This window comes from Arthrobacter sp. 05N428_2, from assembly GCF_056397065.1.
This window is the reverse complement of the sequence record NZ_JBFTMR010000001.1, coordinates 109732-130642: the sequence shown is the minus strand read 5'-3', so window position 1 is coordinate 130642 and position 20911 is coordinate 109732. Positions and strand designations below refer to the sequence as shown.

The following is a 20911-nucleotide window of genomic DNA, read 5'->3' as shown; positions in this document are numbered from 1 at the left end:
TTAGGACTTGTGAAGATTGCTACCTGGAATGTGAACTCGCTCCGTGCCCGTGCCGACCGCGTTGAGGCTTGGCTTCAACGCACCGACTGTGACGTCCTGGCCATCCAGGAAACCAAATGCAAGGACGACAATTTTCCGTGGGAGCTGTTCGAGCGCATGGGCTACGAGGTCGCCCATTTCGGCCTGAGCCAGTGGAACGGGGTGGCCATCGCCTCTCGGGTGGGGCTCGACAACGTCGAACGCGCCTTCATGAACCAGCCCGCCTTCGGCAAGGGCGGCAGGGACGAGGTCCAGGAAGCCCGCGCGATCGGCGCAAGCTGCGGCGGGATCCGGGTCTGGAGCCTGTACGTGCCCAATGGCCGGGCGCTCGATGACGAGCACATGCCTTACAAGCTCAGCTGGCTGGACTCCCTCCGCTCCCACGCCGAGGGCTGGGTCCAGGCAGACCCCGACGCGCAGATCGCGCTGATGGGCGACTGGAATATCGCCCCGAGGGACGAGGACGTCTGGGACATCGACTACTTCCGCACCGCGGGCCTGACCCACGTCAGCGAACCGGAACGCGCGGCCTTCCACGCCTTCGAAGCCGCCGGATTTGCCGACGTCGTCCGCCCGTACACGCCGGGACCCGGGGTGTATACCTACTGGGACTACACCCAGTTGCGCTTCCCGAAGAAGGAGGGGATGCGGATCGACTTCGCACTGGCCTCCCCCGCGCTGGCCGCCAGGGTGACGGGCGCATCGATTGACCGCGAGGAGCGCAAGGGTAAGGGCGCCTCGGACCACGCCCCGGTGATCGTGGAGTTGGCCGACTGATGGACGCCCGCCGGGGAAGCGCAGGCCAGCGATGACGGGGAACCTTTACCGCGGCCAGGCCGGACTGCCGTTTTCCTCGACGCTGCGGGTCTATGAGCCACTGGAGGCCTTCCCCGCCGAGCAGCAGGAGAGCCTGCGGGCCGCCGGCGCCCGCTCCGAGTCCCGCGCCGCCGTGGAGAACGCCGAGCTGCTCGCCTCGCTGGGCCGGATCACCCGCCCGGGCGGGGATCCATTCCCCACCGGCCACACCGACCTGGTCCGGGTGCTGGCCGTCAGCGGTTCCGACGCCGGCGCGTCCGGCGCGGCCGGCACCGGGAACTCCAGCCCCGAAAGCGCTGGCACCGAAGACTCCGGTTCCGACCGCAAGGTGCTGCCGGCCAGGCTGCTCTACTGCCCCAGCCAGCTGGTGCTCCGGGCCGGGCTGGCCGCCAACGCCTTGATGGAGGGCATCCACGGCCCGCTCGCCCAGCTGTTGATCCCCGAGGAACAGCGCGACCGGCACCAGGAACGCATCGACCAGGTGAAGGCCCGCGAGGGTACCCGCCGCGTGCACACCCGCGCGTCCACCTGGGGGATCCCGTTCAGCTGGTTCTGCCTCTTCCAGGAGTCCGATCCCACTGATGTGGTGGAGGCCGGCGGCCGGATCGTCACCGTGCGCATCCGGGCCTCGATCGGTGCCGCCCTGAACCGGGTCCGGCACGCCGTCGCCCATCTGGCCCTCGCGGCCCCTGACCTGGACATGCTGGAGGACCTGACCCAGCTCACCGAGTGGCTCGAACTCTTCCACCGGGACTCTGTCGTGGAGCTCGATTACGGCGCGGTGGCGGACAAGGTCTACCCCGACGAGTCCCCGCTGGACGTGCGGCTGGGGATCGAGTGCCTCGCCGAGGGCGACATGACCGGAGCGGCCGCCGCCTACCGTCGGCTGGCTTCCCGCTGGATCCCGATCCGGCAGCTCGCCCGCGCTTCCTGAGGCCGCGTGCCTGAAGCCGCGACGCCGGGACCTTAGGTCCGGCGCAGGCCCGATACCGGCGCGAGCGGTTCCGCGAGCCGCGGGGCCGCCGTCGTACGCCGTACGATCAGCCGGTGCGGGGCCACGGCGGAACGCACCGCCCCGGCGATTCCGTCGAGTTCATCGAGCAGCATCTTGGTGCCGAGCTCGGCCTGCTCGTCCGGGCGTTGCCCGACCGTGGTGAGCCCGACGGCGGCTGCGAACTCGTGGTCATCGATCCCCACCACCGAGAGCTCCTCCGGAATCCGGACCCCCGCGCGGCGGGCCTCGAATAGCACCCCCATGGCCATCTCATCGGAGGCGCAGAAGATCGCGGTGGGCTTCGGACCGGGCAGGTCCCAGAGTCGCTGGAACGCGTCCTGCCCGCTTTGGACGGTGAAGTCCCCCCACTGGTCCCACTCCGGCCGGACGTCCAGCGCGGCCTGGGCCATCACGTCCTGGAAGGCCTTGATCCGCACCCGCGGAACATCGAAGTTCAGGTCCGTCTCGTCGTCGCCGTGCAGCAGCGCGATGTCCCGGTGGCCCAGGTCGATGAGGTGGCGCACCGCGGTGGAGGCGGCGGCGTAGTCGTCGATCCCGATGTAGGCGCACCCTTCGACGTGGCCGCCGACCACGACCAGCGGGATGTCAATCTTATGCAGGTGCTCCAGTTCCTCACGGGTCAAGGCCATGCAGAGGACCAGGAGCGCGTCGATCTGCTTGTAAACCATGGTCTTGCTGAACAGCCGCTCGCGGTGGCTGCCGTGGCCGCCCAAATTGAACAGCGACAGGTTGTATTGGCGTCCGTGCAGTTCCCGGTCCGCGCCTTCGATGGCCTTGGAGAAGAACCAGCGGCTGACGAAGGGCGCCAGCACCCCGATGGTCCGGGTACGGCCGGTGGCCAGCCCGGAGGCCGAGGACGAGGCCACGTACCCGAGGTCGGCCGCGATTTCGAGGATTTTCTCCCGGGTGGCGGGTGAAACCCGCGGCAGCCCTCGCACCGCCCGGGAAACGGTGGCGGTGGAGACGCCCGCGGCGGTCGCCACGTCCTCGATGCTGACGCCGGAATGGCCTCCGCGTTGCGCCCTGTCAGTTGTCCGTGCCACCATGTCCCCTTGTCGGCCGGCCGTAGCAACACGGCCGGCGTGCCGCCCCCGCAGCGCCGCTTCATCCTACAATCGACCGGACCCGGCACCGCACTTCGTGACGCGCTGCTGACGCGCCGCTACCGCCGCCTGGTGGCAGTCCGCCCTGGCAGACGACGGCGGAGCCGGACCATGCCGTAGAGGGCCAGCAGGGTCACAAGCAGCCCGAGGGCCCAGCCGACAGCCGGCTGCGCGGTGATTTCCATCCAGACGGTGACCGCCAGCAGGACCAGCGCCCAGAATCCGAGGAACCCGATAATGATGTCGAAATCCTCGCCCGAGCGCACCCTGCGATGCGGCCTGCGGACCTCGCCCCGGTTCTGTCCTGCTGCCATCACGGAGCCGTCACTTCACGGCGCCGGCCGTCAGGCCTGCGACGATCTTGCGCTGGAAGACCAACACCAGGATGACCAGTGGAATGGTCACGATGGTTCCGGCCGCCATGATCGCCGTGTACGGGATCTGGTTGGGCTGTGCGCCCGCGAAGCTCGCGATCGCAACGGTGACCGGCTGGGTCTTATCGGACGAGAGCTGGCTGGCGATCAGGAACTCGTTCCACGAGGAGATGAACGCCAGGATGGCGGTGGTGAAGATGGCCGGAGCCGCGAGCGGCATGATCACCTTCCGGAAGGCCTGGCCCTGGGTGCAGCCGTCCACCCTGGCCGATTCCTCGAGCTCCCACGGCATTTCGCGGAAGAACGACGTCATGGTGTAGACGGTCAGCGGCAGCACGAACGAGATGTTCGGGATGATCAGGGCCTGGTACGTTCCCATCCAGCCGATGTTGGTGAACAGCTGGAACAGCGGGGTGATGAGGGCGACGCCGGGAAACATCGAAGCACCCAGGATGAAGCCCAGCACGAGGTACTTGAACCGGAAGTTCAGGCGGGCCAGGGCGTAGGCGGCGAATACGCCGATCAGCAGCGACACCACAGTGACCACGCCGCCGATGAACACACTGTTCAGCAGCGCTTGGCCGAAGTGGTTGCCGAACGAGGTATCGAACGCGGTCATGAAGTTGTCCAGCGTGACGTGCGTCGGCAGGACCGAGGTGTCGTACGTGAAGCCAACCTCGCGGAATGCCGTCACCACCATCCAGTAGGCCGGGGCCAGGCACCAGATGAGGATCACCACGGCGCTGATGTAGGTCCGCCCCTGGGCCCATTTCTCCCGGTTCTGGGCGGTCTTGCGGCCCTGGTCCTGCTGCGCGCGCAGCTCGGTAGCGGCGGCGGTCATTTCTTCCCCTTACTAGCGCCGGTCTGCTGCTCCACGACATTCGCGCCCAGGAAGCGCACGAAGATGAAGGCGACAAGGAAAATGATGATGAACGTGATGGTGGACAGCGCTGCCGCCACGTTGAAGCCCTGCCTGATCTGGCTGATAACCAGGATGGACAGCGTGGTGGTGTTGTTTGCCCCGCCGGTCAGGATGTAGGGCAGGTCGAACATCCGCAGCGCGTCAAGGGTGCGGAAGAGGATGGCCACCATCAGCGCAGGCTTGACCAGCGGCAAGGTGATCATCCGGAACCGCTGCCAGGCCGAGGCGCCGTCGACCTTGGCGGCCTCGTATACCTCGGCCGGAATCATCTGCAGCCCGGCCAGGATCAGCAGCGCCATGAACGGCGTCGTCTTCCAGACGTCGGCGATGATGACCGCCCACTTGGCCGGCCACTCGCTGCCGGTCCACAGGATGGATGCGTTGAAGAGCTTGTTGGCGATCCCCTCAAACGCGAAGATGAACAGCCACAGCTTGGCCGTCACGGCGGTGGGGATGGCCCACGGCACGAGTACTGCGGCGCGGATCAGGCTGCGGCCGCGGAAGGTGCGGGCCATGATGATGGCCATCCAGAAGCCGAGCACGGTCTCGAGGCTCACGGTCACGATGGTGAAGAAGAACGTGGTGGCTGTCGCGGACCAGAACTGGGAGCCGAGGGTGCCGGGCGGGCAGGCTACGGTTCCGCCGCCGGGGGAAGCGCACTGCTGGGCGATCCAGTTGACGTAGTTGGTGAGACCCGCCGGACCGCCCTCGGCGAAGAGGCCGGTGGCGGGATCCAAGCCAGCGTCGGCCTGGAAGGACATCACGATGGCGCTGACAATCGGGTAAACGATGACGACGGCCAGCGCGATGACGGTGGGGGCCAACAGCCACGATGCCCACTTGCCCTGGCTCGCGATGACATTGTCCTCCCCCACCCCCTTGGGTGCATGGTGGAGTTCGGTCCCGCCCGACGCCGGCTTCTTTACCGGCGTCGGGCCCAATTCAGTTGCCATTTTGGACTACTTTGACTGGGTTTCGATGGACTTCTGCATGTCGGACAGCGCTGCGTCCACTGCCTTCTCGCCCTTGATGGCCGAGTATGCGTTGTCCTGGATGGCCTTGGTAACGGCCGGGTAGAACGGGGTCACCGGACGCGGGACGGCGTTCTCAATCGAGGTCTTCAGCACCGGCAGGTACGGCAGCTTGGCGACGAGGTCCTTGTCGTCGTAAAGCTTGCTCAGCACCGGAGCGAGCGACCCTTGCGTGGCGAAGAACTTCTGCGTTTCCTCGGTGGTGAGGAACTTCAGGAAGTCCGAAGCGGTGGCCTTGTTCTTGGAGTAGACGCTCATGCCGGCGCTGTGGCCGCCGAGCGACGAGGCACCGGGGCCGGACTTGCCCGGAAGCGCCGTCATGCCCAGCACGTCCTTGACCTTGGAGGATCCTTCGGTGACGGCCAGGTTGTAGACGTACGGCCAGTTGCGCAGGAAGAGGAGCTTGCCGTCCTGGAAAGCCTGCCGGGATTCCTCTTCCTTGTAGGTGATGGCTTCCTTGGGGATATTGCCGTCCGCGTAGGCCTTGGCAAGGTTGGCCAGGCCGGCCTTGGCCTCATCAGTGTTCAGGCTCGGCTTGCCGTCCTTGTCCAGCACGGAACCGCCGGCGGAGTTGATCGCCTCGGAGGCGTTGACCGTGAGTCCCTCGTACTTCGAGAACTGGCCGGAGTAGCAGCCGATGTTGTTGGTCTTGGCGATCGAGCACATGCTCATCATTTCGTCCCACGTCTTGGGCGGCGTGGGGACCAGGTCCTTGCGGTAGTACAGGATGCCGCCGTCGGAAGATTCCGGCGCGGCGTAGAGGGTGCCCTTGTAGGAGGCGGCGTCGAGGGTCGGCTTCAGCATCCCGGCCGTGTCGAGCGCCGTCTTGTCCTTGAGCGGCTGGAGCCAGCCCTTGGCGGCGAATTCCGCGGTCCAGACGACGTCGACACTGACCACGTCGTAGTTAGAGTCCTTGGCCTGGAAGTGCTGGACGAGGTCGTCGTGCTGCTGATCGGCCTGGTCGGTCTGCTCCTTGAACGTCACTTTCTCGTTCGGGTGCGCGGCATTCCACTTGTCGATCAGCGGCCGGACCACGTTGCTGTTGTCTTTGCCCTGCACGTACGTGATCGGACCCCTGCCGTCCAGGTTGGCTGCCGCATCGCCGCCACCCGTGCTGCTGCTGCCGCCTCCGCCACCTCCACAGGCCGACAGGGAAAGGGCCAGTACCCCGGCCGCGGCCACGGGAAGTAGATACTTACGGGTTTTCATGCAGGTGCTCCTCGCTGAGTACCGGATGGGACCGGTGGTGCAGTTGGTGTGGTGGGCATCACACTAGCGAGCAGATGGCAGGTAATGCAAGCGTTTACATCAACGTTTTCCCAACGGATCCCTGTTGCGGGGACACCCAACACCCCGGCGGGCGCGGCCCGGCGCGGAACCAAGACCCGTGGGGCTCATGTTTCAGCTGGGGCGAATGGTCGAAATGCTCACCGACCGGCGTGTCGTCCCCTGGCGCCGGTCCGCGTCAGCGGACGCGTTCGGCGCGGCCGAACCTGGACCGGGCACCGGAACCGATGTGAATCAGTACGGGGGTGCGTTTGCCGATCACGGCGTCCAGTGCCTCCACCAGGGCGGAAACCTCCGCGGCGAGGGTATGCGGGGCCACACCCTGGCGCGGTTGCACCCGGATCCGCAGGGCCGGCTCGCCGCCAAAGTCATAGGTGGCCACCATGGCGCCAGCCAAGTCCGGGCGGTCGGCCAGCGCCGCCTTAAGTGCCTGTTCGGCCACGCTGCCGCCGATCCGGACGCTGCCGGGCACCTCGCCGGCGTCGTCCTCGGCGACCAGCAGGTTGGCGCGGCCTTTGCCTTGTTGCGCCAGCCAGGCCACCATGACCCCGATGACGACCACCAGCAGGACCACCATGACAATCCATAGCCAGCTCTCCGGCCGTCCTGGGAAGCGGGTGCGTTCGAACAGGCCGCGGATGTCGGTCCACACCTGGCCGGACCAGCCCTGCCACCAGTTCCCGACCGCGGGCACCGTGGCCAGCAGCACAAGCAGGGTCCCGATGACCAGGAGCTTGGCGCCGAGGATGCCGAGCAGAATCCGGTTGAGAAGCCGGGGGGTGCCGTTCACGCTCCGATCACCCCCGAGGAGGCCAGGTTGACCCGGACCTCGGGCATCGGCGAAGGGGCCATTTCACGAAGCTCGGCTTCAACGGCGGCCAGCACCTCCGCCTCGCGGAGCGGCACGCCGGAGGTCGGCCGGATGTTGACCAGCACCTGGCGCCGGGAGACCACCACCATCACCTGATCCCGGGTCACGTTGGCAGCCAGCCTGGCACGCCGCGCCAGCGCCGAGGCGATCACTTCGTCGTCGACCACGACGGCGGCACGCGGGTCGGCGAGCACGTGCCGGGCGCGTCGGCCGGGCAGTATTGCGTTGAGGAAGAAGTAGAGCCCGGCTGCCATCAGCACCGCACCGATGACGCCGAGCAGCAGCGGGGCGATTCCGGCCGGGAGTGCGGTGAGCCGGTCCGCGGCAGTTTGCGGATCAACCAGCCATGGCGGCTGCCCGACGGCCCGGACAGCGGTTTCAAGCAGGGCGTAGCCGCACAGCACAATGACAAGGACTGCCGCGATGACGGAGGCCGTCGCCCGGGACGAGCTGGTCTCCCGCGCGAGGACTTTCTCCATTCCGGCCGCGCCGGAGTCCGGGCCGGGGACGGTCCCGGCTTCGCGGGGGCTACTGCCGGCGCCGGTGGTGCTGGGACCGTGGGCGTGGGAGCCTGGTTCGTGGAACCCGGCGTCGCGGTGGTGTCGTTCGGCGGCGTGGCTCATCGAACCCGCCCTCCATCACTGACGCTGGCCCCGCTGATGCGGATGTCCACCCGGCTCAACTGGGCGCCGCTGAGTTCGGTCACGCGCTGGAGGATCCGCGCCTTCGCGGCCACCGCCCGGTCCCAGATGGGGCCGCCGAAGCCGGCTACGCGTGCGGGATCCCGCAGCACCGAGGTGAGCGAGGGGACCGCGATTGGCGTGACGAGGGACAGCGCCAGCAGGCCGTCGTCATCGGTCCAGTCGGCCCGCACGTCCTGCGGCGGCACGCCGAGAGCCTCGGCCGCGGCGGCCCGGGCGACGCTGGTGAGGGCCTGGGTGCTGATCCGGTTATGTCCGGCCAGCAGGCGGCCGGCGGCGATGCTCATGAGGACGAACGCCGGCCGGTGATGGCATCGAACACGCTGCGCAGATCCAGTTTCCCTTCCGCCGCACGGCCCAGCAGGGCTCCGACGGCCATGAAGAGCAGGGACCCCAGGAAACCCCAAACTCCGAACGCGAAGGACATGAAGGCCAGGAAGGCGCCGGCGGCAATGCCGACTACTGTCAGGTTCACTGAAGCCCCTCCCTTGCCGGCCGGGTCTCGACGGCGGCCGGCAGTTTGGGCGGGCCGGGGACGAAGACGTCGTGGATCTCGATGTTCACTTCAATGACCTGGAGCCCGACGAGCTCCTCCACGGCGGCGTAGACGGCAGCGCGGATCTGGTCGGCCAGGGGATGCAAGGGGGTGCCGTACAGCGCCACCAGGTCAATATCCACGGCCACCTGGGTCTCGCCGACCTCGGCGCGCACCCCGGCTGCGTGGTCCGAACTGCCGACCGCGTCGCGGAAGGCGCCCAGTGCCCTTGAGGGCCCCGTGCCCAGGGAGTACACCCCCGGGACGGCGCGGGCGGCGATGCCGGCAACCTTGGCGACGGCGGCTTCGGAGATGACGGTGCGGCCGGTCGCGGCGCGGAGCGTCCCCGGCAGGGCGGTCTCCGGGCCCGGTGCGGACTGAGGATTCTGGTACTCCATGAGGCACTCCCCTTCTCTTTGACACCACCCTAGCCCTTGGGGCCGACCGCGGGGGCAGATCACGAGGATATCCGCCGTAAGCGAGGGCCTGCTGGGGCGCCCGGGCCAGAGCAGCAGCAGCGAGGCTCCGAAGTGGTCTTGCAGGCTTCGGCGGCCGTGGGGAAGCCGCCTTATGGGCTAGATGACTTGGTCGGGCTTGCGCCGCGGACCCGCCAGGGACGGTTCGCAGCAATGGCGTTCGTCCCGGCGTGCGAGTCTAGCGGCGGTCTCGGGCGTGTCCCCAAACCGCACCTGCCGCCGTCGTCCGCCGCCCTATATCTCGCCTACTGCTTCAGAACGGCCCGCTTGGCGGATGAAAGGTCCGGTGGTGGCTGCAACTTTTTGGGCAACTACGGCGGGAGCAATTTGGTGAACTCTGGTTGGCTGTCGAAGCCGAGAGTGGGGCGGAGCCGGTTGTTGCGGCTATCTGTGCGCCGTTTGCCACAGGCGGCCGTTATGAATCCCCGAGGGCGGCCAATATTGGCGAATGGCGCGACTGCGGCGCCCGGCAGCGTCGGGTGACTGCGACTGCGCCCACTGACGGACCCACATCCGCTGCTCCAAAACTGCCGTTCTCAGCCCTCAAAAGGGCCGCTATGGAGCAGTCGACGGGGTGAGCGGTCTGCGTTAAAGAAGAAAAGCACCAGTTCGTAAGAACTGATGCTTCCCAGTGGTGGCTCCGACCGGCGTCGATCCGGTGACCTTTCGATTTTCAGTCGAACGCTCTACCAACTGAGCTACAGAGCCTAGGTGACATGTCACCATGACGGCCGGAATTTCTTCTGGCAATCAGAGCGACCCTGACGGGACTTGAACCCGCGACCTCCGCCGTGACAGGGCGGCGCGCTAACCAACTGCGCTACAGGGCCTTACTTTTACTACTGTTTCTTGCTGCCTGCAGTATCGCTACCGCATTTTTTCAAGGACTCTAGCTTACCAGACATTTTCATCCGGCCTGACCAGTTCCTTGCGTACCCCCAACGGGATTCGAACCCGTGCCGCCGCCGTGAAAGGGCGGTGTCCTAGGCCGCTAGACGATGGGGGCCAGGACGCCATCCGGTAAAACCCGCTGCTGCAAGGGCAAAAATTTAGGGCCGAAGCCTTCCGTTTTTGCTCCCTTCGGGTTCCTCCGAACTGGACCTATAAAACTATAGGGGCAACTCCCGGAATCTCCAAAATCCAATCCACAACCCCGGGATAGGCTCTGGACAAGCTCCGTACTGCTGTGCGGATGATGGTCAGATGGACGCCACCGCAGCCCTTAATGAGATCGCTTTCTGGCTCGAACGCGATCGCGCCACCACCTTCAAGGTGCAGGCCTTCCGCAAAGCGGCCGACATCATTGCCGGCCTCTCCCCCGAGGAACTGGCGGCGCGAAGAGGCGACGGCCGGCTCAAGCGCACGAAGGGGATCGGCGACCGGACGTTCGAGGTGATCGCCCAGGCGGTCGACGGCGGGATCCCCGACTACCTCGCCGGCCTGCGGGAACGCGGCGCCGAGCCGCTGGTGGAAGGCGGCCGCGAGCTGCTGGCGAGCCTGCGCGGGGACCTGCACCTGCACAGCAATTGGTCCGACGGCGGTTCGCCGATCGAAGCCATGGTGGACGCGGCGGGAATGCTGGGCCGCGAGTACGTGGCCCTGACCGACCACTCCCCCACGTTGAAGATCGCCAACGGGCTGAGCCCCGAACGCCTCCGAGAGCAGCTGGACCTCATCGCCGGGATCGAAGCGGCTCGGACCAAGGCGGGCCGGACCGAAGCGGCCCGGCCGCGGCCCCGCCTGCTCGCCGGCATCGAGGTCGACATCCTGGAGGACGGCACACTGGACCAGGCCCCCGAACTGCTGGACCGGCTGGACGTGGTGGTGGCGAGCGTGCACTCGAAGCTCCGTTCGGACAGCCGGACCATGACGCGGCGGATGCTCGGCGGCATCGAAGACCCGCACACCAGGGTGCTGGGCCACTGCACCGGCCGGCTCCTGAACGGCTCGCGGGGGACGCGTCCGCCGTCGGAGTTCGACGCGAAACAGGTGTTTGCGGCGTGCGCGGAACACGGGGTCGCCGTCGAGATCAACGCCCGGCCGGAGCGCCAGGACCCGCCGGACGAGCTGATCCAGCTGGCCCTCGACGCGGGCTGCCTCTTCAGCATCGACAGCGACGCGCACGCCCCGGGCCAGCTCGACTTCCTGCAGTACGGTGCAGAGCGGGCCGCGCGGAACGGCGTGCCGCCGGAGCGGATCATCACCACCTGGCCGCTCGACCGGCTGCTGGAGTGGTCCGGCCGCGGCCAGTAGCGGTTGGCCTAGCCCCGGGACGACTCCGCCCCCTGGGCCCGCCACGGCGTGAGCCTGGGCAGCCAGCGCGGGACGTTACGGCGGTACTCCTCGTAGGCCGCCCCGAACTTCCGGGCCAGGGCCGGCTCCTCGTACAGCCGGACGAAGGCCACCACCGGGATTGCGCCGAGGCCCAGTGCCGCGAAGAGCTTCGGCTGGCCCAGCAGGAGGCCCTGTCCGGCGACGGCCGCCGCGATCGACACGTACATCGGATTCCGCACGTACCGGTAGAGCCCGCCAACCACCAGCCGGGTGGGAGGGGCAAACGGCGCAGGGGTCCCGATGCCCTCGACGGCGAAGTGGACAAAGGAGTTCGCGATCACCGCCGCGCCCGCGCCGATCAGCACGGCGCCGGTGAGCTGCGCAGGCATGCCACCCGGGACCGGGGCCTCCACCTCCCAGCGGGTCAACAGCCACGGCACCACGCCGGCGGCCGTTGCGGGGGCGATCGCAAAGACGGCTGTGCCGATGGCTGCACGCTTTCGTTCGCGGGCCGAAGCTGGGGATGCTGTCATACCGGCAATCGTGAACCCGCCACATCGAACGGGCAAGGGCCGACCGGCCCCTGACCCGCGCCGGCCCCCGCCGGGATCAGGCGACCAGCAGCACGGCCAACGTCAGCATCACGACGGCGATTCCGGCGTCGAGCACCCGCCACGCCGTCCGGCGTCGGAACAGGGACGTCAGGAACCGCGCCCCCGCGCCGAGGGCGGTGAACCAGGCGATGCTTCCAAGGCCGGCCCCCGCGGCGAACCACCAGCGCCCGGACTCGCCCTGGGCGGCGGCCAGGGACCCAAGCAGCAGCACCGTGTCCAAGTACACGTGCGGGTTCAGCCACGTGAAGGCCAGGCAGGTCCCCAATACGGCCGCCCTGCTGACGGCCGGCTTGTCCGCCACGTCCTCCAACTGTTCCCCGCGGACGGCACGCCGTGCCGCGAGCGCTCCATAGGTGAGGAGGAAGGCGGCCCCGGCCCACCGGATCACCACGAGCGCGGCGGGTGCCCGGTCCAGGAGGACCCCGATCCCGACGACGCCCAACAGGATCAGCAGCAGGTCCGAACCAGCGCAGACCGCTACCACCATGGCAACGTGCGAGCGCCGGATGCCCTGGCGAAGGACGAACGCGTTCTGCGCGCCGATGGCAACAATGAGCGACAGGCCGGTAGATAAGCCTGAAAACAAGGGAAGCATCACCCTTCCCACGGTAGGGCGCAGCCCAAGATGAAACCAGTTAATCTTTCTTCTCTGCCATAAGATGAGCTAATGATCGACGTTTCCCCCGAGCAGGCCCGGACGCTGGCCGCAATCGTCACGCATGGAAGCTTCGACGCCGCAGCCGCCCACTTATCCGTGACGCCCTCGGCGGTCAGCCAGCGGATCCGCGCGCTTGAGGCCGCCGTCGGCCGGCCGGTGCTGACCCGGGCACGGCCGGTAGGGCTCACGGAGTCCGGCCAGGCCGTGGTGCGGTTCGCCCGGCAATTGGAACTGCTCTCGGCAGACCTCACCGAAGAGCTACAGCCGGCGGACCGCCACGGGCGGACGCGCCTGACGCTGGTGATCAACAGCGATTCCTTGCACACCTGGGCCCTGGCCGGCCTGGCAGCCGCCGGCGAGAGCGTCCAGCTGGAGATCCTCCGCGAGGACCAGGAGCACTCCCTGGACCTCCTGCGGGCGGGCGCCGCGGCCGCGGCAATCACGGTGACGGCTGCGCCAGTACCAGGATGTTCCTCCCGCCGGCTCGGCACCATGCGCTACCTGCCCGTTTGCGCGCCGGAGTTCTCCCGCCGCTGGTTTGAGTCGGGCGTCACCGCGGCGGCGCTATCCAAGGCCCCGGTGCTGGTCTTTGACCGCAAGGACGATCTGCAGGACCGCTGGCTGCGCCGTTTCAGCCGCTCACCCAGCCGAGCGCCGCGCCACTACGTGCCGGCCGCCCAGGAGTTTGGCGATGCGATCCGCCGCAGCATGGGTTGGGGAATGATGCCCGAAATCGAAATCACCGAGGACCTCCGGACCGGAACACTGCAGACGCTCGCTCCCGGGGAGCAGGTGGATGTCACCCTCTACTGGCAGCAATGGCGGCGCGGCTCGGCGGCGCTCAGCGTCGTTGCGGAGGCTGTCCAGGCGGCGGCACGCGTGCTTCGGTAAAGGGGTTGGGAACGCCCGCTGCAGATTGGCAGGAACTCGACTAGACCTGACCGATTTCCGCCAGCCGCCGGCCGGCCGCACGGGATAAATTGGCAGCATGGCAACAACCGCAAAGACTGGCTCCGCCCATCCGGACAACACGCATCCGGAGAGTCCACACACCGACAACGCCCACCAAGCGCCCTCCCCCGCCGTGCGGCCTCGGGCGTCGCAGCCATCCCCCGCCCCTCCGGCCCTCCGGCCCGGGCAGATCAGCCGGCTCGGGATCGCCGCCGTCGTCGTCACCGTGGTGCTCTGGGCATCGGCCTTCGTGGGCATCCGCGCGGTCGGGCCCAGCTTCTCGCCCGGACCGCTGGCCCTGGGCCGCCTTTCCGTGGCCGCCGTCGTCCTGGGCCTGGTGGTGCTGCCGCAGTTCCGCAAGGCCGCCGCGTTCCCCAAAGGCCGCGAGTGGTGGCCCATCCTGGCCTACGGCGTGATGTGGTTTGGCGGCTACAACGTGGCACTGAACGCTGCCGAGCACATGCTGGACGCAGGCACAGCAGCCCTGCTGATCAACGTCAACCCAATCCTCGTGGCTGTCATGGCCGGGATCATCCTCAAGGAAGGATTCCCGCGCTGGCTGATCATCGGCAGCCTGGTCGCGTTCGGCGGCGTCGCCGTCATTGCCCTCGGTTCCGGCCAGCGGTCGACGGCGGACGTCGCAGGCGTGCTGCTGTGCCTGCTCGCGGCCGCCCTCGCGGCGGTGAGCGTGATTGTGCAAAAGCCGGTGCTCCGGAAGTTCCCCGCGGCCCAGGCCACCTGGTTCGGCATCATGGTGGGCGCAGTGTGCTGCCTGCCGTTCAGCGGCCAGCTCGTGGCGGAACTGCAGGCCGCGCCGCTGCCCGCGACGCTGGCACTGGTCTATCTCGGCGTGTTCCCGACCGCGATCGCATTTACCACCTGGGCGTACGCGCTCTCACTGATCGACGCCGGCAGGCTCGCCGCCACCACGTATCTGGTGCCCGGCACCACGATCTTGATCTCCTGGCTGGTATTGGGCGAGATTCCCACCATCTGGGGCCTGGTGGGCGGTGTGATCTGCCTCGCCGGCGTCGCCCTGACCCGGCGCCGTTCGCGGCCCCGGCCGGTCACGACTGCGGCCCCGACGGCGGCCCCGACGGCGGGATCGAACCCAGGCCCGAATCCGGGCGCATAGGGTTCTGCTATGACCCCTTCCCTGCCTCCCGGCCTGCCGATCGTGCCCGGCGGAACTGACCACGACGACGACGCCAGCGGCACCGGACCGTTTCCGATGTCCGAGGACGAGTTCGAAGCAGCGGTGAGCGACGCCCTGGACCGGATCCCGCCGGACCTGGCGCAGACCATGAGCAACGTGGCCGTCTTCATCGAGGACGACTACACCCCGCGACCCGGCGAGGACCCGGACACCGTGCTGCTGGGTCTCTACGAGGGCGTCCCGCTGACCGAGCGGGACTCCTGGTGGGACGCCGGCTCGCTCCCGGACCGGATCACCATCTACCGCGAGCCGATCCTGGACCTGTGCGCCACCCGCGAAGACGTGGTGGAGGAAGTGACGGTGACCGTGGTCCACGAGGTCGCACACCACTTCGGCATCAGCGACGAGCGGCTGCACGAGCTCGGCTGGGGCTAGCCGCCCCTGTTGGGACTAGCCTTGGACACATGGGACACGACCACAGCCACTCGCACGGCCTTCCGGCCACCGGCACGGCAAAGCACCGCAAGCGACTGGTCGCCGTCCTGCTGATCACGCTCGCAGTCGTCCTGATCCAGGTCGCCGGCGCCCTGGTTTCCGGGTCGCTGGCACTGCTGGCCGACGCCGGTCACATGCTCTCCGACGCCGCCGGCGTATTTATCGCACTGCTGGCCGCCTGGATCGCCACGAGGCCGGCAAGTGACCAGCGGACCTACGGCTACCAGCGGGCCGAGGTCCTGGCCGCCCTGGCCAATGCCTTGGTCCTGATCATCATCTCCGTGGTCATCTTCACCGAGGCGATCCGGCGGCTCGGCTCGGCCCTCGAGGTGCAGACCGGCGTCATGCTCTTCGCAGCCGTCCTCGGCGCCGTCGCCAACCTGGTCTCGCTGCTGATCCTGCGCGGGGCCCAAAAGGAAAGCCTGAACGTGCGCGGCGCCTACCTCGAGGTCCTGGGCGACCTGCTGGGCTCAATCGCCGTCATTGTCGCCGCCATCGTCATCATGGTCACCGGATACCAGGCCGCGGACACCATCGCCTCGATCTTGATCGCCCTGATGATCCTGCCCCGGGCCTGGCACCTGCTCCGCGACGTCGTGGACGTGCTCCTCGAAGCTACCCCGAAGGGCGTGGACGTCCGGATGATCCGCGAACACATCCTTGCCGTGGAGGGGGTGGTGTCCGTCCACGACATCCACATCTGGACCATCACCTCCGGGGTTCCGGTGTTCTCCGCCCATGTGGTGGTGGAAGACACGGCGATGGGGGCACGCGGGACGGACCGGGTGCTGGACAAGCTGGTGACCTGCCTCGGCTCGCACTTCGATACCGAGCACTGCACCTTCCAGCTCGAACCGGCCAGCCATGCAGAGCACGAGAGCCATCAGCACGCCTGAGCCCCGGCCTCCCCGCGTTGCGCGACACGCCGGTGAGCCTGCCCACCAAATGACATTGATGTTGTTTATGTTATTGATGTGACTCGTGTTGCCAAAGTGGTATTTGGCACGTAGCCTCGTCCCTGCTGGGCGATCCGCAGAGGGGCACTTCTTTGTGCCACAATTCCTACCTCGCTCGTGCCAGCCTGACTGCAGCGAGGTTTTCCATGAGTTGGACCGGACCCGGCGGCAGGGCCGCAGCCCTGTGCACCGCCGTCGTACTGCTCGGCACACTGGCGATCCCGGCCCAGGCCGCCCCCGCGGTGGCGGTAGCCGTTCCCGGCCTGAGGATCCCGGCCACACAGGACCTCCCCTCGCCCGAGGAGATCGCCGCGGCAAAGTCCAGTGAAAGCGCGACGGCGGACCAGGTCACCCGGATCGACCACATCCTGGCGGACGCCTCCGCGGCCCAAGAGGACGGGCTGGCCACCTCGCTCGCCGCCAACAACGCCTACGCGGATGCCTTGGTGGAGCTCCAGATCCGCCGGGACGCAGCCGCACTGGCGGCCGCCAAGGCAGCCGCGGCCGAGACCGAGCAGGCGAAGACGCGCAAATTGATCGGCCAACTGGCCGGAGATCTCTACCGCAACGGCGGTATGACGCCTGGACTCGGCAGCCTGATGGGCGGAGACGGCCAGTCGCTGCAGCAAGCCGCCACACTCGAGGCGTTGGCTGCCAGTCGCACCCGCGCATTCCAGGCCGCGGAAAACGCCGCCGCCGCCGCAAAGTCCTCCAAGGACGCCGCGGCCGAAGCGGACCGCGCGGCCGACGACGCCGCACGGACTGCGGACTCGCGCAAGGCCGATGCCAAGCGCGCCGACGAGGCCCGACAGCAGGCCGTGTCCGACGCCGCGGCACAGCGGACGATCCTGGTGGACCAGCTGGCCACGCTGCGGAACACTACCGTGGCGCTGGAGTCGGCGCGGGTTGATGCCCTGGACCAGCAGCGCCAGCAGGCACGGCTCGCGGCCCTCACGGCAGCGCCGGGAAACGGCCCGCAGCCGGTGGCCGGGCTGCCGGCGGGCGGCGGGCAACCGGCACAGGCACCAGCACCGGCACCGGCACCGCCGGCAGGCGTGGTGCCCGCTCCGGGCGTTCCGGTGGCACCCCCGGTCTCCGGCCCGGTCCCGCCCGCCCCCGCCAAACCGGCGCCGGTTGAACCAGCGCCCGCACCGCCGGCCCCGGCTCCCGCTCCGGTACCCCCGCCCGCCCCCGCACCTGCGCCCGGCGGTTCCAACCAGACGGCCATCTCCGTTGCACTCGGCAAGGTGGGCGCGCCCTACTTCTACGACTACGGCGGAACGGGCGCCTACGGCTTTGACTGCTCGGGCCTGGTCCAGGCCGCGTTCGCCGCGGCCGGCAAGAGCCTGCCCCGCACGGCGGCCCAGCAATTTGCGCAGGCACCGATTCGGGTGCCCCTGGCCGCGGCCCAGCCCGGGGACCTGATGGTGTGGGGCTCGGCGCCAGGGTTCTACCACGTGGCCATTTACCTGGGCGGCGGCCGAGTGGTCCAGGCCCTGAACCCGTCAAGCGGGATTACCGTGACGGACCTTGCGTCCATGTCCGGGATGCAGCTGTACCCCTACGCCGCCCGGTACTGAAGTCCCCGCACCAATCCCGGCAACCTAGGAGAGCACGTCCTTCGTGGCGAACCTGGCGTAGGCCAGGGCTCCGAAGACGGCCACGTACCCGGCCTGCAGGAGCGCGTTGGCGGCGAACGAGTCCCAGGCGATCGGCTGGCGCAGGAGATCGGCGAAGTCGAGCCAGCGGTGGCTGAAGAGCCAGGAATGCAGCCATTCCAGTTGCGGCAGCGCATCCGCGATCTGGGCGGCGACGGCGAACACGACGGTGGCGGCCATCGCGCCCACCGGCACGTCCGTGAGGCTGGACATGAACAGTCCGATGGCGGAGAGCCCCACCAGGGACACGGCCAGGTAGGCGGCAATCAGCAGCAGCCGCCCCAGGGCGTCGGCCGGACCGATCGTGTCGCCCGAGAGCAGGGTCACGGGCCCGACCGGGAACAGCGCCGCCCCGATTCCGGCGCCGACGAGGGCCACCGTGAGCGGGGCCGCCGCAGCGAAGACGACTGCGCCCCCGTACTTAACCAACAGCAGCCGGCCCCGTCCGGCCGGCGCCGCCAACAGATACCGAAGGGTCCCGAGCCCGGCCTCGCCGGCCAGGGTGTCGCCCGCGACCACCCCGACGGTAAGGGGCAGGAACAGCGGAATGGCCACCAGCATGGCGGTGACGCCGACGAACAACCCGTTCTGGCTGATCCGGTCCAGGAACGCCGGTCCGCGGCCGGGGGGCACCGCGGAGGAGAGTCTCACAGCCAGGGCGATCAGCACCGGGATGGCGGCCAGGGCCAGCAACATGGCCCAGGTCCGGCGGCGGCGGAACAGCACTCCGAGCTCGGAGCCGAGCAGCAGCAATCCCGGTGCCCGGACTCTGTCCGGGCCGGCCTCCAGGCCCCTGTCCCGGCCCCTGCGCGCGCTCGGCTTACCTTGCAACCTCAAAGCCCTCCCCGGTCAGCTCGACAAAGCGGTCCTCGAGGCTGCCCTGCTCGAGGGCAAAGCCGCGGACCCGGACGCCGGCCGCGACCAGCGCCGTCACCACGGCTTCCGGCGTGAGGGTTCCGGTTCCCGCGCCGTCGGGCAGCGGCGCGTACAGCACCGCACCGCCACCCGGGCCGTCTGCACGCACATCGCCTGCGTGGATGCCGTCTGCGCGGAGATCGGGGGCGGCGGCGGTCTGGCCGCCGGCGGCAGTACCGCCGTCGACCGTCAGCCCGAAACCGGCCAGGACCCGGGCAGCGGCGCCGGGGTCCGGGGTCAGCAGGCGGATCCGGGCGTGGCCGGCCTGCCGGAGTTCCGCCAACGCGCCCTGCGCCACGAGCCGCCCGGCGCTCATGATCGCCGCGTGCGTGCAGATCTGTTCGACCTCGGCGAGCAGGTGGCTGGAGACAAACACTGTGGCGCCGTCCGCGGCGAGGGATCGCACCAGATGGCGGACCTCGCGCGTGCCTTGCGGGTCCAGGCCGTTGGTCGGTTCGTCGAGCACCAGCAGCGCCCGCGGCGCCAGCAGGGCGTTGGCGATGCCGAGCCGCTGCTTCATGCCCAGCGAATAGGCCCGAACCTTCTTGTCCGCGGCGTGCGCCAGGCCCACCCGTTCGAGCGCCATCCGCACCCGCGCACGCCGGGTGCCGGGCGGAGCTTGCGGATCCGCGGCATCGAAGCGCGCGAGGTTCGCGGCCCCGGAGAGAAACGGATAGAAGGCCGGTCCTTCAACCAAGGCGCCCACCCGCGGCAACACTGTCCGCAGCTGCCGCGGCATCTCCTCACCCAGAACGCGCACCGAGCCGCTCGACGCCGCGGCGAGACCCAGCATGATCCGGATGGTGGTGGTCTTGCCCGAGCCGTTGGGGCCCAGGAATCCAAAGACGGAGCCCTGCGGCACCGCCAGGTCGACGCCGTCGACCGCCAGTTGCCGGCCGAAGCGTTTGCTCAGGCCCCGGGTCTCGATGCTCAGCTCGGCGGTGGGCGCGACGGCTGTCACCGGGCAGCGGCCGCGGCCTGGAGCCGATCCAACGGGACGGAGCCGGCGAAGACACGGCCGTCGTCGAGGATCAGCACGTTTATCAGGGCGGTGGAAAGCAGCCTGCCGCCGGACACCGGGACGGTCGCCTGGGCCAGCAGCGACGCCGCGTTGCCGGTCCCGCCGGACTGGCCGCCCGGCTGCTGTGCCGGTCCCTTCGCCGACGCACCGGCCGGGAGCTCGACGACGGATTCCCAACCGGTCCCGCTGACGTTGTGCCGGCTGTCCTTGGCTGCCGGCCGGTCCTTGGTGCCGGACGACTTGTGGTCCGTGGCCGGGAGTTCCTTGACCGTGGCGCCGGGCGGCGGGCTGAACTGGAAGACCGCGGCGTCCGGGGGCTCGAGCGAGAGCTTGGTGAACGCGACACGGAACGCCGGATCGGACTGCCCGCGGGCCTTCAATTCGACGCCAAGTGGCATTCCGCTCTGGCCATCCACCGAAATCGCCACCGAAGCCACCAGCGTGGAAGAGGACTTCGGTGTGAGCATCAGCTGGTACGCGGCGCGTCCGGCCACCTGGACCTCCGCGCCGACGGTCACGTCGGTGCTCGGGTCGAGCTTGGCCAGCAGTTCTTCGGCCAGCGTATCGGGGGCGGGCACGGCTTCCTGTCCGGACGGCTGATGGCTTCCGGTTCCGGCAGGAAGCACGGCGTGGGCCGCGGTATTGTCCTTTGAGTTGTAGAGCCAGAGGTCGTTGCCGTGCCGGATCACGTCACGCTCGGCGAGCCGATCCATGACCTGGACGCGGGCGTTGTCCGTCCCGTCGCGGTAGACCCGTGCGGTGTGCGGTCCCGTCAACAGCTCCAGCCAGCCGGTCTCCCCGGAAGACGCTCCCGGACCGGCCTGCGGGAGTTCCGGCAGGCCCAGCTTGGAGGTTTGTTCCAGCGTCCCGGAAAAGGACACTTCGCGGTGCTGGGCGATCAGCTGCAGCACTTGCTCCGGCGATTTCGCGGGCAATGGATCCCCGGCGCTGGCCGGCAGTGACCCCGCCAGAACCCCGGCGGCGATCACGGCGGGAACGGTGATGGCCGGCAACCAGCGCAGCCAAGTGCGGGTCATCGCGAC

Annotated in this window: 23 protein-coding genes and 3 tRNA genes; 8 read left to right on the top strand and 18 right to left on the bottom strand. The window is 68.7% G+C overall.

Going from position 1 to position 20911, the window contains the following annotated elements:
• Window positions 1-9 precede the first annotated feature (9 nt).
• Both AC1DGI_RS00640 and AC1DGI_RS00635 read left to right on the top strand, forming a co-directional pair.
• The gene (locus tag AC1DGI_RS00640; RefSeq protein ID WP_441399418.1) at window positions 10-816 is read left to right on the top strand and encodes an exodeoxyribonuclease III; all 807 of its coding nucleotides are present in this window, start codon (window positions 10-12) and stop codon (window positions 814-816) included.
• A gap of 31 nt (window positions 817-847) precedes the next feature.
• Complete coding sequence (locus tag AC1DGI_RS00635) at window positions 848-1789, top strand: DUF8083 family protein (protein ID WP_476897373.1); 942 nt, start codon at window positions 848-850, stop codon at window positions 1787-1789.
• Window positions 1790-1821: 32 nt separating this feature from the next.
• On the opposite strand, the gene AC1DGI_RS00630 is transcribed toward AC1DGI_RS00635, so the two are convergent.
• The 13 genes from AC1DGI_RS00630 to AC1DGI_RS00570 form a co-directional block, all read right to left on the bottom strand.
• Entirely contained in the window at window positions 1822-2913 is a 1092-nt protein-coding gene (locus AC1DGI_RS00630; RefSeq protein ID WP_441399416.1) for a LacI family DNA-binding transcriptional regulator, read from the bottom strand.
• A gap of 119 nt (window positions 2914-3032) precedes the next feature.
• Window positions 3033-3287, bottom strand: coding sequence for a hypothetical protein (locus AC1DGI_RS00625; protein ID WP_441399415.1), 255 nt, complete (start codon window positions 3285-3287; stop codon window positions 3033-3035).
• A gap of 10 nt (window positions 3288-3297) precedes the next feature.
• The gene (locus AC1DGI_RS00620) at window positions 3298-4188 is read right to left on the bottom strand and encodes a carbohydrate ABC transporter permease (protein WP_476897372.1); all 891 of its coding nucleotides are present in this window, start codon (window positions 4186-4188) and stop codon (window positions 3298-3300) included.
• Window positions 4185-5222 carry a carbohydrate ABC transporter permease gene (locus AC1DGI_RS00615; protein ID WP_441403320.1) on the bottom strand — a complete coding sequence of 346 codons (1038 nt, stop codon included), beginning with the start codon at window positions 5220-5222 and terminating at the stop codon, window positions 4185-4187. Before AC1DGI_RS00615 ends, AC1DGI_RS00620 begins: the two co-directional genes overlap by 4 nt.
• A gap of 6 nt (window positions 5223-5228) precedes the next feature.
• Complete coding sequence (locus AC1DGI_RS00610) at window positions 5229-6509, bottom strand: ABC transporter substrate-binding protein (protein ID WP_476897371.1); 1281 nt, start codon at window positions 6507-6509, stop codon at window positions 5229-5231.
• Between the two features lie 256 nt (window positions 6510-6765).
• Window positions 6766-7377, bottom strand: coding sequence for a hypothetical protein (locus AC1DGI_RS00605; RefSeq protein WP_441402769.1), 612 nt, complete (start codon window positions 7375-7377; stop codon window positions 6766-6768).
• Entirely contained in the window at window positions 7374-8081 is a 708-nt protein-coding gene (locus AC1DGI_RS00600; RefSeq protein WP_476897370.1) for a hypothetical protein, read from the bottom strand. Before AC1DGI_RS00600 ends, AC1DGI_RS00605 begins: the two co-directional genes overlap by 4 nt.
• Window positions 8078-8446, bottom strand: coding sequence for a hypothetical protein (locus AC1DGI_RS00595; RefSeq protein ID WP_476897369.1), 369 nt, complete (start codon window positions 8444-8446; stop codon window positions 8078-8080). Before AC1DGI_RS00595 ends, AC1DGI_RS00600 begins: the two co-directional genes overlap by 4 nt.
• Entirely contained in the window at window positions 8443-8634 is a 192-nt protein-coding gene (locus tag AC1DGI_RS00590; protein ID WP_441402766.1) for a hypothetical protein, read from the bottom strand. The genes AC1DGI_RS00595 and AC1DGI_RS00590 overlap by 4 nt, the downstream gene beginning before the upstream one ends.
• Entirely contained in the window at window positions 8631-9092 is a 462-nt protein-coding gene (locus AC1DGI_RS00585) for an Asp23/Gls24 family envelope stress response protein (RefSeq protein WP_476897368.1), read from the bottom strand. The genes AC1DGI_RS00590 and AC1DGI_RS00585 overlap by 4 nt, the downstream gene beginning before the upstream one ends.
• 710 nt (window positions 9093-9802) lie before the next feature.
• Window positions 9803-9878: transfer RNA gene (locus tag AC1DGI_RS00580), tRNA-Phe, on the bottom strand.
• A gap of 48 nt (window positions 9879-9926) precedes the next feature.
• Window positions 9927-10000, bottom strand: a tRNA-Asp gene (locus AC1DGI_RS00575).
• A 103-nt stretch (window positions 10001-10103) separates the two neighbouring features.
• Window positions 10104-10176 (bottom strand) — tRNA-Glu (locus AC1DGI_RS00570).
• 197 nt (window positions 10177-10373) lie between these two features.
• On the opposite strand from AC1DGI_RS00570, the gene AC1DGI_RS00565 reads away from it, so the two are divergent.
• Complete coding sequence (locus tag AC1DGI_RS00565; protein WP_476897367.1) at window positions 10374-11423, top strand: PHP domain-containing protein; 1050 nt, start codon at window positions 10374-10376, stop codon at window positions 11421-11423.
• A gap of 8 nt (window positions 11424-11431) precedes the next feature.
• Here the strand turns inward: AC1DGI_RS00565 and AC1DGI_RS00560 are convergent, their stop codons facing one another.
• Entirely contained in the window at window positions 11432-11977 is a 546-nt protein-coding gene (locus tag AC1DGI_RS00560) for a methyltransferase family protein (protein ID WP_476897366.1), read from the bottom strand.
• A 76-nt stretch (window positions 11978-12053) separates the two neighbouring features.
• Window positions 12054-12653 carry a LysE/ArgO family amino acid transporter gene (locus AC1DGI_RS00555; protein ID WP_476897365.1) on the bottom strand — a complete coding sequence of 200 codons (600 nt, stop codon included), beginning with the start codon at window positions 12651-12653 and terminating at the stop codon, window positions 12054-12056.
• 72 nt (window positions 12654-12725) lie between these two features.
• Between AC1DGI_RS00555 and AC1DGI_RS00550 the strand changes: the two genes are divergently transcribed.
• From AC1DGI_RS00550 to AC1DGI_RS00530, 5 genes are all read left to right on the top strand, one after another.
• Window positions 12726-13607: an ArgP/LysG family DNA-binding transcriptional regulator gene (locus tag AC1DGI_RS00550; RefSeq protein ID WP_476897364.1), complete on the top strand. Its 882-nt coding sequence runs from the start codon at window positions 12726-12728 to the stop codon at window positions 13605-13607.
• 97 nt (window positions 13608-13704) lie between these two features.
• A complete protein-coding gene (locus AC1DGI_RS00545) occupies window positions 13705-14802 on the top strand; it encodes a DMT family transporter (RefSeq protein WP_476897363.1) in 1098 nt (365 codons plus the stop codon).
• Window positions 14803-14811: 9 nt separating this feature from the next.
• Window positions 14812-15258, top strand: a complete 447-nt coding sequence (locus tag AC1DGI_RS00540) for a metallopeptidase family protein (RefSeq protein WP_441401158.1) — start codon at window positions 14812-14814, stop codon at window positions 15256-15258.
• Between the two features lie 29 nt (window positions 15259-15287).
• Window positions 15288-16214, top strand: a complete 927-nt coding sequence (locus tag AC1DGI_RS00535) for a cation diffusion facilitator family transporter (RefSeq protein ID WP_476897362.1) — start codon at window positions 15288-15290, stop codon at window positions 16212-16214.
• Between the two features lie 206 nt (window positions 16215-16420).
• Window positions 16421-17854, top strand: coding sequence for a C40 family peptidase (locus AC1DGI_RS00530; RefSeq protein ID WP_476897361.1), 1434 nt, complete (start codon window positions 16421-16423; stop codon window positions 17852-17854).
• A 24-nt stretch (window positions 17855-17878) separates the two neighbouring features.
• Here the strand turns inward: AC1DGI_RS00530 and AC1DGI_RS00525 are convergent, their stop codons facing one another.
• From AC1DGI_RS00525 to AC1DGI_RS00515, 3 genes are read right to left on the bottom strand one after another with little or no spacing between them, the layout of a single operon-like run.
• Window positions 17879-18721, bottom strand: a complete 843-nt coding sequence (locus tag AC1DGI_RS00525; protein ID WP_476897519.1) for an ABC transporter permease — start codon at window positions 18719-18721, stop codon at window positions 17879-17881.
• Between the two features lie 31 nt (window positions 18722-18752).
• Window positions 18753-19808 (bottom strand): ABC transporter ATP-binding protein, encoded by a 1056-nt coding sequence (locus AC1DGI_RS00520; protein ID WP_476897360.1) that lies wholly within the window; start codon window positions 19806-19808, stop codon window positions 18753-18755.
• A complete protein-coding gene (locus tag AC1DGI_RS00515) occupies window positions 19805-20905 on the bottom strand; it encodes a LolA family protein (protein ID WP_476897359.1) in 1101 nt (366 codons plus the stop codon). Before AC1DGI_RS00515 ends, AC1DGI_RS00520 begins: the two co-directional genes overlap by 4 nt.
• Window positions 20906-20911 lie beyond the last annotated feature (6 nt).

Coding starts and splice junctions, on each gene's coding strand:
- AC1DGI_RS00635 (WP_476897373.1), top strand. CDS start 848: ATGACGGGGAACCTTTACCGCGGCCAGGCCGGACTGCCGTTTTCCTCG.
- AC1DGI_RS00625 (WP_441399415.1), bottom strand. CDS start 3,287: ATGGCAGCAGGACAGAACCGGGGCGAGGTCCGCAGGCCGCATCGCAGG.
- AC1DGI_RS00620 (WP_476897372.1), bottom strand. CDS start 4,188: ATGACCGCCGCCGCTACCGAGCTGCGCGCGCAGCAGGACCAGGGCCGC.
- AC1DGI_RS00615 (WP_441403320.1), bottom strand. CDS start 5,222: ATGGCAACTGAATTGGGCCCGACGCCGGTAAAGAAGCCGGCGTCGGGC.
- AC1DGI_RS00610 (WP_476897371.1), bottom strand. CDS start 6,509: ATGAAAACCCGTAAGTATCTACTTCCCGTGGCCGCGGCCGGGGTACTG.
- AC1DGI_RS00600 (WP_476897370.1), bottom strand. CDS start 8,081: ATGAGCCACGCCGCCGAACGACACCACCGCGACGCCGGGTTCCACGAA.
- AC1DGI_RS00595 (WP_476897369.1), bottom strand. CDS start 8,446: ATGAGCATCGCCGCCGGCCGCCTGCTGGCCGGACATAACCGGATCAGC.
- AC1DGI_RS00585 (WP_476897368.1), bottom strand. CDS start 9,092: ATGGAGTACCAGAATCCTCAGTCCGCACCGGGCCCGGAGACCGCCCTG.
- AC1DGI_RS00565 (WP_476897367.1), top strand. CDS start 10,374: ATGGACGCCACCGCAGCCCTTAATGAGATCGCTTTCTGGCTCGAACGC.
- AC1DGI_RS00560 (WP_476897366.1), bottom strand. CDS start 11,977: ATGACAGCATCCCCAGCTTCGGCCCGCGAACGAAAGCGTGCAGCCATC.
- AC1DGI_RS00555 (WP_476897365.1), bottom strand. CDS start 12,653: ATGCTTCCCTTGTTTTCAGGCTTATCTACCGGCCTGTCGCTCATTGTT.
- AC1DGI_RS00550 (WP_476897364.1), top strand. CDS start 12,726: ATGATCGACGTTTCCCCCGAGCAGGCCCGGACGCTGGCCGCAATCGTC.
- AC1DGI_RS00545 (WP_476897363.1), top strand. CDS start 13,705: ATGGCAACAACCGCAAAGACTGGCTCCGCCCATCCGGACAACACGCAT.
- AC1DGI_RS00540 (WP_441401158.1), top strand. CDS start 14,812: ATGACCCCTTCCCTGCCTCCCGGCCTGCCGATCGTGCCCGGCGGAACT.
- AC1DGI_RS00535 (WP_476897362.1), top strand. CDS start 15,288: ATGGGACACGACCACAGCCACTCGCACGGCCTTCCGGCCACCGGCACG.
- AC1DGI_RS00530 (WP_476897361.1), top strand. CDS start 16,421: ATGAGTTGGACCGGACCCGGCGGCAGGGCCGCAGCCCTGTGCACCGCC.
- AC1DGI_RS00515 (WP_476897359.1), bottom strand. CDS start 20,905: ATGACCCGCACTTGGCTGCGCTGGTTGCCGGCCATCACCGTTCCCGCC.